Origin of the sequence: Pedobacter sp. SYP-B3415 (genome assembly GCF_004138205.1) — a bacterium.
Classification (GTDB): Bacteria; Bacteroidota; Bacteroidia; order Sphingobacteriales; family Sphingobacteriaceae; genus Pedobacter.
This window is the reverse complement of sequence record NZ_RXNQ01000035.1, coordinates 104,057-119,739: the sequence shown is the minus strand read 5'-3', so window position 1 is coordinate 119,739 and position 15,683 is coordinate 104,057. Positions and strand designations below refer to the sequence as shown.

Genomic DNA, 15,683 nt, shown 5'->3' with positions numbered 1-15,683 from the left:
AACTGTGGGTAGAGCCATCAGGAGAGCCGGCCTCTCGACTTTTCTTGGAGAATATTTTTTAGATGCCCTGCGCCACACGCTTTCTATTGTTCTGCCGGTCTGGTTTCTGCTCGATACGGGAAAAGCGGTCTATCTGCCTTTCGGCCTTGGTATTTTGCTGATTGGTCTCACCGATCTGCCGGGCACCGTCCGCGACAAACTGCGAACCGCGATCTGGAGTCTCGGTACCCTGGCTGTAGCGGCCCTGACACTGGCATTTTCGCTGCCGCACTGGTGGGCCATGCAGGTGTTCTGGATTGCCGGAAGTTTTGTACTCTGTCTGTTTGGTGCGGGCGGAACACGATTGGGGCTGGTTGGGACAATGTGCCTGATCCTCGCTATTTTCATTTACGGATTATCGCCCAATGATCCGCTGACCTTTACCTTCTGGATTTTTCTAGGTGCCTTGTGGTACCATGCGCTGAGTGTGCTGCAGGTGCTGATTTTTCCGTTCAGGTCCCTGAAACAGGCGCTATTTGAGTGTCTTGATGCAAGCGCAGCCCTGCTTTCTGCTAAATCGCTTTGTTATGATACGCAGACCAGTCTAGCTGAGGCTTATAGTGAAACGGTTGAAGCGCAGCGCCGGCTGGCGATGAAACAGGAACAGGTACGGCACCTGTTGCTGTCAGATCCAAAAATAAAGCATGCACAAAGCGGGAAAGGCGAGTACTGGCTGCATATGGGGCTGGCAGTTATGGAGCTGTTTGAACAGATCAATGCCATCCATTTCGACTACGATCACCTGCGGAATGTGCTTGACGGGGAAACCTTACATCGCTTATCGAGGCTGATACACCGCCTGTCGCGGATTACCGCGAAGCTCGCTTTGGCTTCATTGTTCCGGACTGCCCAGTCAGAGAAAAATATAGCGCGCGAGCTTGATAAGGTCATGCTCCAGTTGCAGGTCATTGCCAATGCGCAGCACAGCAGTTTGCCCGGGTCAGCAGGCGCAGTGCCCGAAATTTTGAATAATGCTGAAGCGATCGTTCTCTTATTGGGACGGCTAAGCCGCCGGGATCAACAACTGCTTATGCCTGACATAAATCCTTATGCGTTTTTGCCGCAGACGGGGTTTAAATGGGCGGGACTTTCGTCGGCCGTTAAAACGTACCGTTCACAATGGCGTTATGCCTTGCGGATAGCGATCGTGTTTGGCCTTCTGTGGCTGCCGGTTTCGGTTTTTCATTTCGGAAATTACGGATACTGGATTTTTCTCACGGTTATCGTGGTATCGCGGCCAAACTTCGGCCAAAGCTGGCAGCGTAACCTGCAGCGGGTTTGGGGTACACTCGCCGGGCTTTCGATTGGCGTACTGACCTGGTATGTCCTCGCTGGGACGGTTTGGACATGGATCATGGCCAGCATTTTTTTGTTCGGATTTTTCTGGCTGCAACGCTCCCGGTATGGGTTCGCGGTGGCAAGCATATCGGCAGCGGTCGTGCTGCTCTTTGCGGGTGAACAGGGGATTTCTTTTGCACTGGTCGCCGAGCGACTTCTTGACACGTTAATCGGCTGCGGTGCAGCATTGGTTGCCGCTTATCTTTTTCCGGTTTGGGAACGCAGACGACTGCGGATTCTTATCGGGCTACTGGTGCAAAAACAGCTCGACTACCTGCAGGCAATTACCCGTTTCACAGGAGAAGCCGGCGACCTGACACGGTTGCGGCTGGCCAGAAAGGCAGCGTCGGCTTCGGTAGCCACTTACGCTGATGCCATTGCGCAGGCACTGGTAGAGCCTGGTCACCGCCGTCTCGATGTCCCGCTGCTGTTTTCCCTGCGTGAACTCGGCTACCGCATTAATGCAGTTCTCGTCGGACTTGCCCTCGAAGCCGAAAAAACTCCCCAAGTTTTTACAACGGAACAGGTTTTATCGGTACGCTCAAACCTTGAACAAATGGTTACAATTATAGATCGCGGTTCGGGAAAAGAGACTAAACCGGAAACTGACAACCTGGTAGCTGGTGCCACAGGCTGGGACTTGCTTCAGCAGCTTACAGACAGGCTCCTGGCCGTAGTCAGCGATGCAGATAAACGTTATGCCCGTCCGCGTACGTAGAGCAGCATCCGCCGGCAGGCGAAATGGTAGCTGTGTGAAGTGAGCTCCCTTAGGTTTCGGGATTGATCCGTAACAGGATGATATCCCGCTTGCAGTTGAACCGTATGGGGAGTGTGTCGCCCATGCCTTTACTCATAAAATACCTGCAGGTGGCCGACCGTTTTTCAAGTACATTCCAGCGGTAAAACAGCCGGCCAGGATACAGGCCACGGGCATTTTGCCACAATACTACTTGTCCGCCATGAAGGTGGCCGCCAAAAACGATCTGGAAGTTTTTAGCGCAGGTTTCGAAATCGGCAGGCCTATGCGTAAAAAGAATCGAAAGAGCCGCATTGGTCGGCGGGGGCGAAGTTGTGTTGCCGCATAACAGGATTTCCCTGCCACCGATAGTAATCGACGTACTGGTATTGTGCAGCCATGTTGCACCTTTGCTTTCAAATATTTTGCGTGTTCTGTTCAGGCCAAAAAGATAGTCATGGTTGCCCGCTATAGCGAAAACGTTTGCCAAAGGGGGAAGCCCGCCAAGCAGCGACGCTAAATGCCTGCGGCCTCCCGGCAAATCAATGTAATCGCCGCCAAACAGGATCAGGTGCGGGTCGAGTTCGCTGATTTTCTCTAAAAGTTTTCTGACCGTCTTTGCGCTGAACCAGCCAAAATGAAGGTCAGAAATAAATAAAATACGTAACGTTGGCATGCCGGCCAATTTCATGCCCGTATCCCGTACTTCGAAATCGTGGTTATAGCCGAGTTCTAGTTTCATGTATATACCAGATGAGAACAGCCATGCAGCCGAGTTGCCAGCGAAAAAAAGGTGAGCGTACATTGAGCAGGCCCGACAACATGAACAGCGCGATTGGTATCACGTTGGTAACCGCATTTAAAAATCCGACACGATGTGTCATGGCGATACTTCCGGCCAGGGGCGCCGGCCTTTTGTCAATAAGTAAGGGAAAAAGAAACAAAAATCCGGCTTCGATGCAATAAAACACGACCACGCTCAGTATGCTGACAACGGGATGAATGAGGTAAAGGGCGGCGGCGGCCGGAAGCGTACCAGCGCAGCAAAGCCCGTATTTTAGCCAGCCGTAAAAGCTGAAAGAGGAAACTTCATCGGGCTGCTGCGTCTGCTGACCCCGCAGTTCCTGCAGCCGGATGCTCATCCACCTGCCGCCCTGCTCAAAAAAACTGGCAGAACTGATACCTTCTGCGGCCTCCGGATACCGGTCAAAGTGCTTACGCGCCTCCTGCAATAAATGTTTATACCTCACCGGATGAAGATAAAGTGAAACCACGACAGCCAGGCAATGCCGTTACCAAACACGAGCATGCGGTGATAGAGGTTCTCCCGGGGCCTGCAGCGTTTGATGTGAAAAACAAATTCGTCGTAACAGATGGCCACAACCGTATAGATAAGAACAACGAGGATGGGGATGAGGTACCAGGTGGGTTTATCGCTCATCATAGCCAGCCACATGAGTACAAACATGGGCAGGCCGCCCAGGCCGAGTGCCGCGGCTTCGGCATCGCGTTCCTTTTTCGGAATTTTCATGTTAAGCGGATTGCGGTGATAGCGCCAGTCGAGCACACCTCCGGCTGTGGCCACAAGACCGGCCAATGCGAGGATCCAGAATTGCCACGAAAGCGCCGGCATCTGTGTATGCTGCAATTTCGGATGATCTTTGAATGCAACCAGCAGCACCGCAAACAGCAGCGGCGGCATAAATAAAAGGATGAGTGATAGATAATGGCGAAGGCCCTGCGATTTCATGGTTTTTTGTGTTTAGGATTTTGGTGCGTATGGACGTTATTTAGCGTTTGCAGCTTTTTTATATTCAGTAAGGCATTTCCGCAGTGGCTCGCCCTGCAGGTGGATACATTCGCAAAACCGTTTGCAAGCCTCCGGATCCCGACGCTCGTCGCACTGACCCTGGCAATCTTTCAGCGTGTTTCTTGGCATGATGTTGAAAGCGTTGAGAATAATTGCTACAATAATCACAACGGCAGCAAATGACCCGGCCGCAAAACCAACAGGGAAACGGTTGCTAACCGGCCTGGTTTGTTTTTCAGTATCCCGCCTGGCAGTCATCACGGGCAGAATATATTTCAGGCGATCGTAGTCCCAGGCCATCAGATAGATACAGGAAAGCACCATTAGCGGCGATGAGAGGAGTGAGCCTTCAAACCTGACCGAGAATGAGAGGATACAGATGTTCAGGATGACCGGAAAATAGATCAGCACGCCCAGCAGCGCGGTGCGCGGGATGAGCAAAAGCAGAGCAGCCAGCACCTGCACTATGCCAATCACGGTGTAGTAGTAACCGGTATGATAAAGCGCTTCCAGGTAATGCCCCATAGGTTGGTTGTTATGCAGGTCTGTAAATCGTTCGCCCATGATTTTTACGTAACCAGAAGGCAGAAAACCGGCTGCAAGGGCAACACGGTTAAAAACAGTAAAATAACGGAACCAGCGGTTGTTTTTAATCGCTGCATGCCTGGCTTCGAAATACGCTTGAGTCTTCATTTAAAAGTGCTTTGTATTTCAAAGTTAATTAGATTTTTAATATTTCAAATATTGGTGCTGAAAATTGTGGGTCTGTAGGAGCTTTGTAGAATAAAGATTAACGAACCATTGTTGCCCGGGGGAGGTTCTGCGAAAAGCTATAATTCTTTGGTTTCCAGTAGATGTGAGGCTATGGTATCGAACCGCTTACCGCCGCGGGGCTCCTTCTTTTTGGCGAAAAAGAAGCAAAACGCTCCGGCTGAGTATCTCTTCTTGCATAAAAGCATCAAAAGTCCTACGGCGGAGGGAAAAGGCCCGGATTACCTCTGCGCCATTCCGTTCCGGGCTGGTTCCCCTCCTTGGTTCTTCCCAACCTCCTTAAAGCAGTGCAAGACTTTTAATACTTTTCTGCGGCGAGAAGATACAAGGCCGGTCCGCACCTATCAATGGTAGTAATGAGGCAAAACCGTCATCAAAACCACCGCCTGTGCGTAAAACCCATAACGTAAAATTCAGGGCTTGATTCAGAAAATTGATGCGGATATTGCTTTGAGACTTTTCAGAAGGATCTTATTTTGTTTTGCAAATTTTTACCGGACAACAATAGTAAGCAACAATGAATCAGGACCATAGTGCAGGCCTCTCATAATTCCTTTGAGCGGGTGACGAACAGCTCTGTTGAATAAGGAGTAAGGATACATAATCGGCACCATGGTATAGGCCCTCATAACGAATGCCGAAGCTTTACTTTCGCTTCATGTTTGAATCAGATCAGTGATTTTCAAACCTTATGCCCCGACAGCCGTTGTTGTAGGTATCATAGCTACAAAATCTTACGAAGATGAATCTTGAAAATATCGATAACGAACAAAACGCGGGCGGAAACACAGCTGCCAGCTCAGGAAATGACAACCATCCACACCAGGAACCTTCTGCTGGTCAATCTGCCGGGAAAGAAGATGAGGCAGGCGAGTGGGACCAGGAAACAGAATTTGAGGAGTTAGAAACCGAGTCTGAAAGCGGAACGGGGAGCAGTACGGCTTCAGGACAGGAAGTTTCCGGCGTAGCCGACCAGGATGGGTCGCCACTGCTCACGCTGGGTAAAACTGATCCCTTCGAGATTCAGGTTGTAGAAGATAAACTTCGCGTGGAGCCGCAAAACAACGGAACCTACCGGATATTTCTGGGCGGTGACAAAATAGCGGTCATCTATGCCCAATCTGCGGGCGACCAGGTGGTATGGGAAACGATGGATGATATAAATCCTGACTTTTTACAGCAGATCGGTGAATTGATCACGGAGCATAACATGGGCTGATTTGAAATTCTCCGGCCGTGCCTTCATATTGCCCGACCGGAGCAATTCAATGTTGTATTATTCTTTCATGAGAGATTTGGTTATCTTGCGCCGGTGAAATCTTTTGCAGGCTCATATTTCAGGCTGGTTGTATGCTGGATGCTTTTGCTCCAGACAGTTAACCTGTCACTCAACCCTGAGCGGCATCTCAATTTCATTTCCGGCAAGGCAACCTACCTCGAGGACCTGCGTATCAACAAACTTGAAAGTATCAGTGAATTTGTGCTCGAATACATGCTCGGGTTTGATGTTCCGGAGACACAGGATGCGGACGATGATACTGCCGGAAAGATTTTCGTTATGCATGTGCAGCCCGCGACTGCGTTTGCTCTTGCCCTGACTTTTTTCCATGCGCCCACCTATTTCGGATATAATAAACAGCTACCCGAACAATTAAAGAGCCTGGAGTCTCCTCCTCCTAAACGGATCTGCCTACTCAACGTGCCGGCGGCTATCGCCGGATAATAAAGGTTTCCGTTTAACCGGGCAGCAGAGCGTGTCCGATTCTATTACTTTTTATGATCACATATAAAAGAAGTGTCGTTGCTATCGCGCTGACACTTCAGTCGCTGGCTTCATCTGCACAGCGCGACTCCATTGCTAAGCCTGCCAAGGTGCAGCATGCCGAACCTTTATATATTGACCTGATTCGCGACCTTGGTGCCAGAAAAGGCGAAAGGGAGTGGAACGTTGGCCTGGGTATTACCGACCATGACCGGTTTGACGAATACACCGCCCTGGTTGAGTATGAGTTTGCACCGCTAAACCGGCTCGGCCTTGAAGTGGAGCTGCCATTTACCTTTTACTCTGTTAACACGTCGCTGCCAGGAGATACGCCACTGCCAGGCAACCGCCTGAACGGGCTTAAACTGGCCGCTCAGTACACCTTCCTTGTTTCAGAAAAAGTCAGGACGTCTATGGCTATCGGTTACATTCATGAATTTGGCCTCAAGCCATTTAAAGAATACCGACACGGTGTTTTTGAGGGGAATGTGTTCAATCCGTTCCTGGTCGTGGCAAAACGCTGGGGAAGCAATTTCCATACGCTGATTTACAGTGGACCTTACCTGGTCAGCGAATCCGGGCATGGGGTCACAGCAAGCTGGCAGCATAACAGCAGCGCACATTACCTGATTCCGGGCTCCAAAAACTTTCTTGGCCTGGAGCTCAACAAAGAATTTAATGCGTCGGGCTTCGATATGACGATCAGGCCGCAGTTCCGGCTGAGCCTGGCTGACAACCTGCTGGCAGGCATTGTGACCGGAATTCCGGTAAGTAGAGAAAGCCAACGTTTCAGTAGTTTCCTTAGGCTAATCTATGAACCCCGGCATAGGTCACCGCATTAAAATACCACGCAATGCATGCTAAATACGCATTGTTTAGCTCTGAAAATGAAAAATTTAAACAAATTTTTATCCGATCGGAAATTTCCGAATAGTGCTGTTGGCAATATTCCGATAAAAGCCTACCTTTCAGCATTATTTTCAATAGAAAATATAGCCTGATTATCCTTCGATCTATATTTCGCATGTCATTAACAACCAACAACTTGCTAAAAGAAAAGAAAAAAAACATCCTTGAGCTCTGGATGAAAAATCAACTGGCTGACGAAGGTCTTCGTGAAGATCTCATCAGCAATGAAGAACTTAGAAGCCAATCAGAAGAACTTATCGATGCTTTGGTAGACAATCTCACCGAAGGCATTGTGGCTGACGTGAACGCTGATGAATGGAGTCCGGTTATCGAAATCCTTGGCGGTATTGCCATTACACGCGCCAGACAGGGGTTTAGTCCGAGAGAAACCGGAAACTTCGTTTTCTCCCTGAAAGAAGCCTTGCTTGAGGTATTGCAGAGTGAAACCAAGACAGACGCTGATGCTTTGTTTCAGGAAAGCAGAAAGATAAGCCGCATCATGGACAGCCTGAGTGTTGTTACCTTTGAAACGTTTATTAAAGGAAGGGAAGAAGTCATTCTTCGTCAGACAGACGAGATTACAGAAATTTCCACACCGGTTATCCGTGTCTGGGACGGCATTTTAGCACTTCCTATTATCGGGACGCTCGACAGCGCCAGGACACAGGTTGTTATGGAAAACCTCTTGCAGGAGATCGTTGAAACGGGCAGCAGCATTGCCATTCTTGATATTTCGGGCGTACCGGCGGTTGACTCGCTTGTTGCGCAGCATCTCATCAAAACAGTAAGCGCAACCCGTTTAATGGGCGCGGAATGTATCATCAGCGGCATCAGGCCCGAAATTGCACAAACGGTTGTTCACCTTGGTATCGACCTTTCTACAATCATAACAAAGGCATCTCTGGCCAGCGCACTGTCTTATGCATTTAAAGTGATGCGTCTGGAAGTAAAGAAAATTCCTGCTGTTCAAAAATTTTAAAGGTGTATGGATAGAATTCCTATTCTGAGAATGGGCAGTTTCCTGCTCGTTACCATTCAGGTAGATTTATATGACCGTCTTGCGCTTACCCTGGAGTCAGATCTGGTCCAGATGGTGAACAAAACGGGTGCTAAAGGTGTGCTGATCGATATATCGGCGGTTTCGATCGTCGACTCATTTATGGGCAGGATTATTGGTAACATTGCCAGCATGTCAAAAATTCTTGATGCAGAAACCGTCGTGGTTGGTATGCAGCCTGCGGTGGCCATTACGCTGATCGAATTGGGCCTGCCTCTGAAGGGCGTGCACACGGCGCTCGACGTGGAAAAAGGGATGGCGTTGCTCAGAACAATGATAGACGAAGACCCGGAAGACGACCAGGAAGATATAGAACATGGTCCTGTCGCTGAGTAAAGACACGATTCAGGTTGTCAAGGAGCAGGATACTGTTTTTCTTAAAAACAGGGTTAAGGAAACCGCAACCCGGATCAAGATGGGGCTGGTCAATCAGACCAAACTGATTACCGCCGCAAGTGAACTGGTTAGAAATATGCTGCGTTACGGTAACGGGGGATACTGTGACATCGAGGTCGTCTCAAGCGGAAGAAATAATGGTGTCAGGCTCACCTTTGTAGACAAGGGGCCAGGCATTGCCGATATTCCGCAGGCCATGAAAGACGGTTTTTCTACAGGCAGAAGCCTGGGGCTCGGTCTGCCGGGTACAAGGCGCCTTGTAAACGAATTTGATATAAAGAGCACTGTAGGAGAGGGTACGACCGTCATGGTCATAAAGTGGGCAAATGGTTGACGCAACACACATCAGTTTTGCAGCAAACGACCGGAGTTACTTTTCGTTGCTGAAAAAAGAGATTCACCGGATGGCTCTTGAGGGAGGTATCAGGGAACCCCGGTTGAATGAACTGGATATTGTCGTTGCGGAAATGACGTCAAACCTTTTTAAGTTTGGTGACCAGGGGGAAATCTTAGCCGGTGTTTTTGCCAATGGCGGCAATCCTTATATCGAATTGATCAGTATCGACAGCGGACCAGGTATGACCAATCCGGCCAAGATGCTTCATGATGGTGTCTCGACAGTGAACACCATGGGACATGGCCTCGGCAGCATCAAACGGCTTTCAGGCGACTTTGATTTGTATTCGCTGCCCGGTTGGGGAACAATTGTGCTCAGCCGGATCTATAATGAACCGGAGCGAAAGGCCGGTCGGGAACCGGTGGTGGTCAGGGCCCTGGTTGTTTCCAAACCTGGTGAAACGACCTGCGGCGACGGGCTCATCATTAAAAAAACGACCAGTTACCTCAAACTGACACTGGCAGATGGCCTGGGGCATGGTCCTGAAGCCAATAAAGCCGTTAACGAAGCGGCGGCGGCTATCAGGGTTTTTCCTGATCAGAGTCCTACAGATACCATCCGTTTTATTCATCCTGCCATAAAGAAAACTCGTGGTGCGGTTATGAATGTTCTTTTATATGATTTCGCATCAAAGACCTGGCGCTCTACCGGTGTGGGCAATATCGCTGTGCGAATGTTCGGACCAAACCAGGTTAAGAATCACATGTCGTATAATGGCATTGTTGGTCACAACATACCGAATTCCATGAATGAGCAGGTTTATTCGGCAGAACAGTATAACCTGGTTGTGCTTTGTTCTGATGGGATCAAGACACGCTGGGACATTATTAAATACCCGAACATAAGAAAGTTTGATCCGGCAATTTTAAACGCCGCCATCTATAAAGACCATGCACGGAGGACCGATGACATGTCGGTTGTCAGCATCAAAATTAAATGAGCATGAATGAAATTGATGTAATATCGCTCGAAAATGAGATGGACCTGGTTCTGGCGCACAAGCGCTCGCTGAACCTTGGCCAAAAGCTCGGGCTGACGCTGGCTACCTGCACGACATTTGCAACGGCCATTTCAGAGATCGCGCGAACCGTCATCGAACACACGAACAATGGCAGCCTTAGTATCGGCCTGGTGCCGGTAGACCAGCGCTTCGCCCTGTCAGGCCGGTTCACGTTCGGAAGCCCCGAGCGTTTTGTTCCGGCTGACGGCTATTTCTACGCGCAGAAACTTGTGCCTGAGTTTAGCAGGATAGAGCATGACGGCATAACCATTATCGAGCTCCGCATCGGCATTCCGCGCTCCATAAATCTTAACCGGGCAAAGATTACTGCACTTGCTGCCTATTTCAAAGATGCTCCGCCTATTAATGCTTATGAGGAGATAAAAAAACGGAATCGCACCCTGAACAGGATTGCCGAGGAAAAAGAAGAAGAGCTCAAGCGCTCAAAAATCATCGACCAGAAGAAAACCGAGTTTATCTCAGTGGCCAGCCATGAGATCAAAACGCCGATTACCGTTATCAAAGCGTATTCACAAATGATCAAGGTGATGAAAGAGGGCTGTTCTGATCAGGTAAAAAGCATTGTTGATAAAATTGACGGACAGACATCCAAACTCCTAGCCCTGGTACAGCAACTTCTCGATGTTTCAAAATTTGAAAACGGACACATATCCTATCAGATGGAACGGGTGCAGATCGGCGACCTCATCGCTGACATGGTCGCTGTTATGAAACACATAACCCCGAATCATGAGTTCCGCGTTTCGGTAATCAAAGATATAAAGGTTAGTATCGACAAACTCAGAATGGAACAGGTTTTTTCCAATCTGCTTGGCAATGCGGCTAAATATTCCAGAAAAAACACCGTGATTAGTATTAAAGCGGGTGTAGACACGCAGGGATTTGCACAAATATCGGTGTCAGACCAGGGTATCGGGATGAATGAGCGTGATATCCGTTCGGTTTTTGAAAAGTTTTACAGATCTGATGATGTACTTAACTCGCATGCCGGGCTTGGTATGGGCTTGTACATTGCATCGAAGATTGTGACGGATCATGGCGGACGAATCTGGGTTGAAAGCACACCGGGAACGGGCTCTACGTTTCATTTCACTATTCCGGCGTCCTCATAACCTTCATTCAGATCAAGGGCGTTTTTCTGAGAGTGCTGTTGATTGCCGGCTACTGCATGTAGTCGTTCGGACACAACTGGCAAACAACTGGACTGATCCACTGTTTATGATACATTTACCGTTTTTTTTAGGCTTCAGCCGTATAAGGGGCTTTCGCAACCGGCTGTGCGAAAAACGGTTAATACCTTATTTATATGGAAACCACGCCAGGAGCGACTGCGATAAAATCGATTACCGACCAGGACTACCAACTGTTCTTCATACATCTGAATCTGCCGGTTTGCATGGTCCAGAAATCAACTGCAGCACGGGGAAAATACCAGATTCTGGCTGCAAATGCGGCATTCGCGCGGCTTTCGGCTGTGCCTGATTGCGCCGGGCAGTTGCTTGATACAATTGTTACCTGTGAACATATAGATCTGAGTTCGTTTTTAGATCAATATCCTGAAGCGTCAGGAAGTCATGAGGTGAGTTTTTCCGCGTCAGCGTCTTTCGCTACCGTGGGGGTGTCTCCGGCGGGCGCTGAGGGCCGGTTTACTTTGGTTTTCAGCGAAAGCCCCAATGAGCAATCGCAACGTACATCCGATGTAGCTGCTGCTGAATCGCTCGCTCAAACCGCAGGCATCGATCACCAGGAACATGACGATGAATCAATTGACATTGATAAACTCCGTTTTCAGGCGCTTCTTGCGGCCAGTTCTGATGTTATTTACAGGATGAATCCGGACTGGAGCAGGCTGCAGCACGTGGACGGGCGGGGTGTTCTGCTCAATACAGACGAACCGATGGAAGATTGGCTGAATACCTACATTCCGGAAGAAGATCAGCCGCTCTTATTGAAAGCTATACACGACGCAATCGCAGCAAAGCGCGTCTTCAGTCTTGAACACCGCGTCAAATATGCTGACGGTGCTATCGGCTGGATGAATTCCAGGGCTGTCCCTATAGTTGATGAACAGGGGAAGATCCTCGAGTGGTATGGCACCGCTGCAGATGTGACTGCCAACCGTGAAGCTGAGCAGGCGCTGCGCGAGGCCAGAGATTTTGCCGAGCGGCGGGAACGCCTTTATGAGGCCATCACGGCCAACACGCCCGACCTGATTTATGTATTTGACCTTAATTACCGTTTTACCTATGCCAACAGAGCGCTGCTTGAGATGTGGGGTAAGACCTGGGAAAATGCCGTAGGCAAAGGTTTGCTGGAGAACGGATACGAACCCTGGCATGCCGAAATGCATGAACGGGAGATTGATCATGTGATAGCTACCTGCTCTTCAGTACGCGGAGAAGTCTCGTTTCCCCATGCTACCCTTGGCCGACGGATCTATGACTATATTTTTAACCCGGTTATCGATGAGTCGGGTGCGGTAATAGCCATTGCCGGAACAACGCGCGACATCACCGAAATCAGAAATGCCGAGGCAGCGCTTGGAGAGAGTGAAATGCGATTCCGGACTATGGCGGAAGGTTCAAACATTTATATTGCCATGACCGACGAGCATGGAAGCGCCATTTATTTCAACCAGGCCTGGGAGCGCTTAACGGGCGCAACGGCATCAAATCTTATCGCAGAAGGCTGGCTTGAATTGCTGCATCCTGAGGACAGGGAACGCTGCGTCGAGGCCTACACTAGCGCTAAGCAGGCACATCAGCCGTTTCATTGCGATTTCCGCGTTATGGATGCGAACGGGACCTACCGGTGGCTGTTGTCCGATGCGGCCGTGAGGTTCTATCAGGACGGAAAATTCGCAGGCTTTATCAGCACTGCTGTCGACATAACCGATCTCAAAGAAGATGAGCAGCGCAAAAACGACTTCATCAGCATGGTCAGTCATGAACTAAAGACACCCCTGACCTCAACAATCAGTTATGTCCAGGTATCTCAAAAGAAAAGCGCCGAAGCCGGTGACTCGCTCGTAGCCGGTTTGCTTGAGCGGGCGGTCAAACAGCTCAATAAAATGACGCGTATGATTAACAGCTTTTTAAATGTCTCCAGGCTGGAATCCGGGAAAATTCACATCGAGGCTCAAGCATGCAATCTGGCTTCCCTGTTAAAAGAAGCCGAGGAAGAGAGCCGTGTCTCTGTGTCAAGCCATACCATTATTTTCGAGCCAATGCCTGATATCTGGGTACATGCAGATCCGGAAAAGATTGGTCAGGTTATCAATAACTTTATAAGCAATGCTGTCAAGTATTCGCCCGCACGGTCTGTTATAAACGTGGCCTGTACCGAAGCAGACGGCCAGGTGAAAGTCAGCGTAAGCGACTCAGGAATCGGGATTACGGCCGCTGACCTGCCCAGGATTTTTGAACGGTATTATCGCATCAAAAGACAGGAAACCAAGAATATCTCGGGTTTCGGCATCGGTCTGTACATCTGCAGTGAAATCATCAGGCGGCATGGTGGCCAGATCGGCGCCGAAAGCACCGCCGGTACGGGGAGCACATTCTATTTTACGCTCCCGCGTGATGTTGCCTGACCGCAAGCCGGAAATCAGCTCACCTATAAAGCGGGCATCTGACGCCGAAGCGGCTTGAACCGGTCATGCTGCCGTTGTACAAATGTTCCCCATGTACCGGCTCATGCGTATTTTTTTTATGACGCATCGGTCAGCTATTGTCAGCATGGCGCTGACCAGGTATATTTAAGAAAAAACCAAATATGCCTAAGTTTTCCCTGCGCTTTTCACTGCTTTTTCTGGCAATTATTTTTATAGCCGGTCGGGTTCATTCTCAAAAATTAGCTGTCTATGATCTGAAAATAAATCAGCTGACTAACAGTTTAAGCACAGACCTGCAAAATTTAAATTTCAGCTGGAAGCTTAAATCCAGTCAAAAAAACACAACACAGGTTCAGTATGAATTGAATCTGTTGAGTGATGGCGGATCTGGTGCACGTAAGGTCTGGAGCGTCAAAAGCCCTACAGACCAATCGGTGGCTGTTCGTTACGCCGGTGATCCGTTGCGCTCTAACGCCGGTTATTTCTGGCAGGTACGTGTCAGGGACAACCATGGCAATACCTCTGCATGGTCAGAACGCCAGCATTTCAGAACGGCTATGTTACCCCAGGACTGGAAGGCTAAATGGATCGGCGTAAGCGGGAGTGATACATCTGCCGTAAGCCCGGTTATGCGTAAAAAGTTTATGCTGAACAAGTCTGTCCGCACGGCCTACGCTACAATCACCGCCAAAGGTTTGTATGAAGCCCGGCTAAATGGTTCGAGGATCAGCGACCATTATTTTGCACCGGGATGGACAAGTTATAAACACCATATCCAATATCAGGTTTATAAGCTCGATAAACAATTGAAAAAAGGCGAAAATGTGATCGGGGTTACGCTTGCTGATGGCTGGTACAAAGGACGGATCGGTTTTGCCAATCAAAGCAAATTTTATGGCGATACCCGCGCCCTGAAATTTCAGCTTGACCTGGAATACATTGACGGAAGCCGCGAAACGATCATTAGTGATGAAAGCTGGAAAAGTACCGGCGGACCTATCCGGTCTTCTGATATCTACGATGGCGAAACATATGACGCACGGGAAGAACTGCCGGGATGGGATGACATTTCATTTTCTGAGTCTGAGCGCTGGCAACCGGTACAGGTGCTCCAGCCGGGCAGTGAAAGGCTGGTTGGCATGAGCGGCCCGCCGGTAAGAAAACACGAAACTTTTAAGCCCCTTAAAATATTCAGAACACCGGCAGGTGAACATGTAATCGATTTTGGTCAGAACCTCGTTGGCTGGGTTGTGTTACAAAGACGAACGACCAGGCTGTCTAATCCCTTACTACGCATAACTGGCCGAGGGGTTTCCGCACCGCGTCCAAATACGAACTACGAATACCGATATACTACAATAGCTATTCAACAGCACGCCTCAGCGAAAGTTCGAGCGTCTGAATTAATTCTGAAAGCTTTCCTAGGTCAGCATATTCTTTGATCAGGTAACTGAAAACGACAATTGAGGCGGGCCCTTTGCGCCTGGTTTGTATCACACATTCTTCATTTTCTGCTTCCAGTCTGAAGGTAATCTGTACGTCGGGAAACAGGTAGGTAAGCGCTGATCGCAGGATGTCTACAGTAGGCTGGTCTAAGATATTAGAGTCGTTCATTTAAATGGTCATGCGGCAGCCGCCGGCAAATCGTCTGTAAATATTGCCGCCCTTGTATGTCATGCTTGGTTGGAAACATTCCTTCCTGATCCGACTGACTGAATCAGGATCGTGGTCAATGCCGGCGACTGCTCAAATGCAACTTCTAAGCCAGCATCTATTGACCTGCCGCACATTGAAATTCCTGCAGAGAGTAATTTTGATACTCTTGAAATAAATG

At 49.2% G+C, this 15,683-nt stretch carries 15 protein-coding genes; 11 read left to right on the top strand and 4 right to left on the bottom strand.

Annotated features, from left to right (window positions below):
* The first annotated feature begins 4 nt into the window (after nt 1–4).
* Nucleotides 5–2,095, top strand: a complete 2,091-nt coding sequence (locus EJV45_RS16720; RefSeq protein WP_129717481.1) for an FUSC family membrane protein — start codon at nt 5–7, stop codon at nt 2,093–2,095.
* A 49-nt stretch (nt 2,096–2,144) separates the two neighbouring features.
* Here the strand turns inward: EJV45_RS16720 and EJV45_RS16715 are convergent, their stop codons facing one another.
* The 4 genes from EJV45_RS16715 to EJV45_RS16700 are packed head-to-tail and all read right to left on the bottom strand — an operon-like array spanning nt 2,145 to nt 4,616.
* Complete coding sequence (locus tag EJV45_RS16715; protein WP_165305092.1) at nt 2,145–2,855, bottom strand: metallophosphoesterase; 711 nt, start codon at nt 2,853–2,855, stop codon at nt 2,145–2,147.
* On the bottom strand, nt 2,833–3,363 hold the full coding sequence (locus tag EJV45_RS16710; RefSeq protein ID WP_129717477.1) for a hypothetical protein: 531 nt from the start codon (nt 3,361–3,363) through the stop codon (nt 2,833–2,835). The genes EJV45_RS16715 and EJV45_RS16710 overlap by 23 nt, the downstream gene beginning before the upstream one ends.
* A complete protein-coding gene (locus EJV45_RS16705; RefSeq protein WP_205942412.1) occupies nt 3,360–3,863 on the bottom strand; it encodes a hypothetical protein in 504 nt (167 codons plus the stop codon). The genes EJV45_RS16710 and EJV45_RS16705 overlap by 4 nt, the downstream gene beginning before the upstream one ends.
* A gap of 36 nt (nt 3,864–3,899) precedes the next feature.
* A complete protein-coding gene (locus tag EJV45_RS16700; RefSeq protein WP_129717475.1) occupies nt 3,900–4,616 on the bottom strand; it encodes a DoxX family protein in 717 nt (238 codons plus the stop codon).
* 820 nt (nt 4,617–5,436) lie between these two features.
* On the opposite strand from EJV45_RS16700, the gene EJV45_RS16695 reads away from it, so the two are divergent.
* The 10 genes from EJV45_RS16695 to EJV45_RS16650 all read left to right on the top strand — a co-directional run bounded on the left by EJV45_RS16695 (nt 5,437) and on the right by EJV45_RS16650 (nt 15,291).
* A complete protein-coding gene (locus tag EJV45_RS16695) occupies nt 5,437–5,913 on the top strand; it encodes a hypothetical protein (protein ID WP_129717473.1) in 477 nt (158 codons plus the stop codon).
* A gap of 93 nt (nt 5,914–6,006) precedes the next feature.
* Entirely contained in the window at nt 6,007–6,417 is a 411-nt protein-coding gene (locus EJV45_RS16690) for a hypothetical protein (protein WP_129717471.1), read from the top strand.
* A gap of 53 nt (nt 6,418–6,470) precedes the next feature.
* The gene (locus tag EJV45_RS16685) at nt 6,471–7,298 is read left to right on the top strand and encodes an HAEPLYID family protein (RefSeq protein ID WP_129717469.1); all 828 of its coding nucleotides are present in this window, start codon (nt 6,471–6,473) and stop codon (nt 7,296–7,298) included.
* 182 nt (nt 7,299–7,480) lie between these two features.
* The gene (locus tag EJV45_RS16680) at nt 7,481–8,344 is read left to right on the top strand and encodes an STAS domain-containing protein (protein ID WP_129717467.1); all 864 of its coding nucleotides are present in this window, start codon (nt 7,481–7,483) and stop codon (nt 8,342–8,344) included.
* Nucleotides 8,345–8,350: 6 nt separating this feature from the next.
* Nucleotides 8,351–8,758, top strand: coding sequence for an STAS domain-containing protein (locus EJV45_RS16675; protein ID WP_129717465.1), 408 nt, complete (start codon nt 8,351–8,353; stop codon nt 8,756–8,758).
* Nucleotides 8,739–9,152 (top strand): anti-sigma regulatory factor, encoded by a 414-nt coding sequence (locus EJV45_RS16670; protein WP_205942411.1) that lies wholly within the window; start codon nt 8,739–8,741, stop codon nt 9,150–9,152. The genes EJV45_RS16675 and EJV45_RS16670 overlap by 20 nt, the downstream gene beginning before the upstream one ends.
* Nucleotides 9,145–10,155 carry a serine/threonine protein kinase gene (locus EJV45_RS16665; RefSeq protein WP_129717463.1) on the top strand — a complete coding sequence of 337 codons (1,011 nt, stop codon included), beginning with the start codon at nt 9,145–9,147 and terminating at the stop codon, nt 10,153–10,155. The genes EJV45_RS16670 and EJV45_RS16665 overlap by 8 nt, the downstream gene beginning before the upstream one ends.
* Before the next feature lie 2 nt (nt 10,156–10,157).
* Nucleotides 10,158–11,348, top strand: a complete 1,191-nt coding sequence (locus EJV45_RS16660) for a sensor histidine kinase (protein WP_129717461.1) — start codon at nt 10,158–10,160, stop codon at nt 11,346–11,348.
* A gap of 194 nt (nt 11,349–11,542) precedes the next feature.
* The gene (locus tag EJV45_RS16655) at nt 11,543–13,828 is read left to right on the top strand and encodes a PAS domain S-box protein (protein WP_129717459.1); all 2,286 of its coding nucleotides are present in this window, start codon (nt 11,543–11,545) and stop codon (nt 13,826–13,828) included.
* A gap of 182 nt (nt 13,829–14,010) precedes the next feature.
* Nucleotides 14,011–15,291, top strand: a complete 1,281-nt coding sequence (locus EJV45_RS16650; RefSeq protein WP_129717457.1) for an alpha-L-rhamnosidase N-terminal domain-containing protein — start codon at nt 14,011–14,013, stop codon at nt 15,289–15,291.
* Nucleotides 15,292–15,683: the final 392 nt, after the last annotated feature.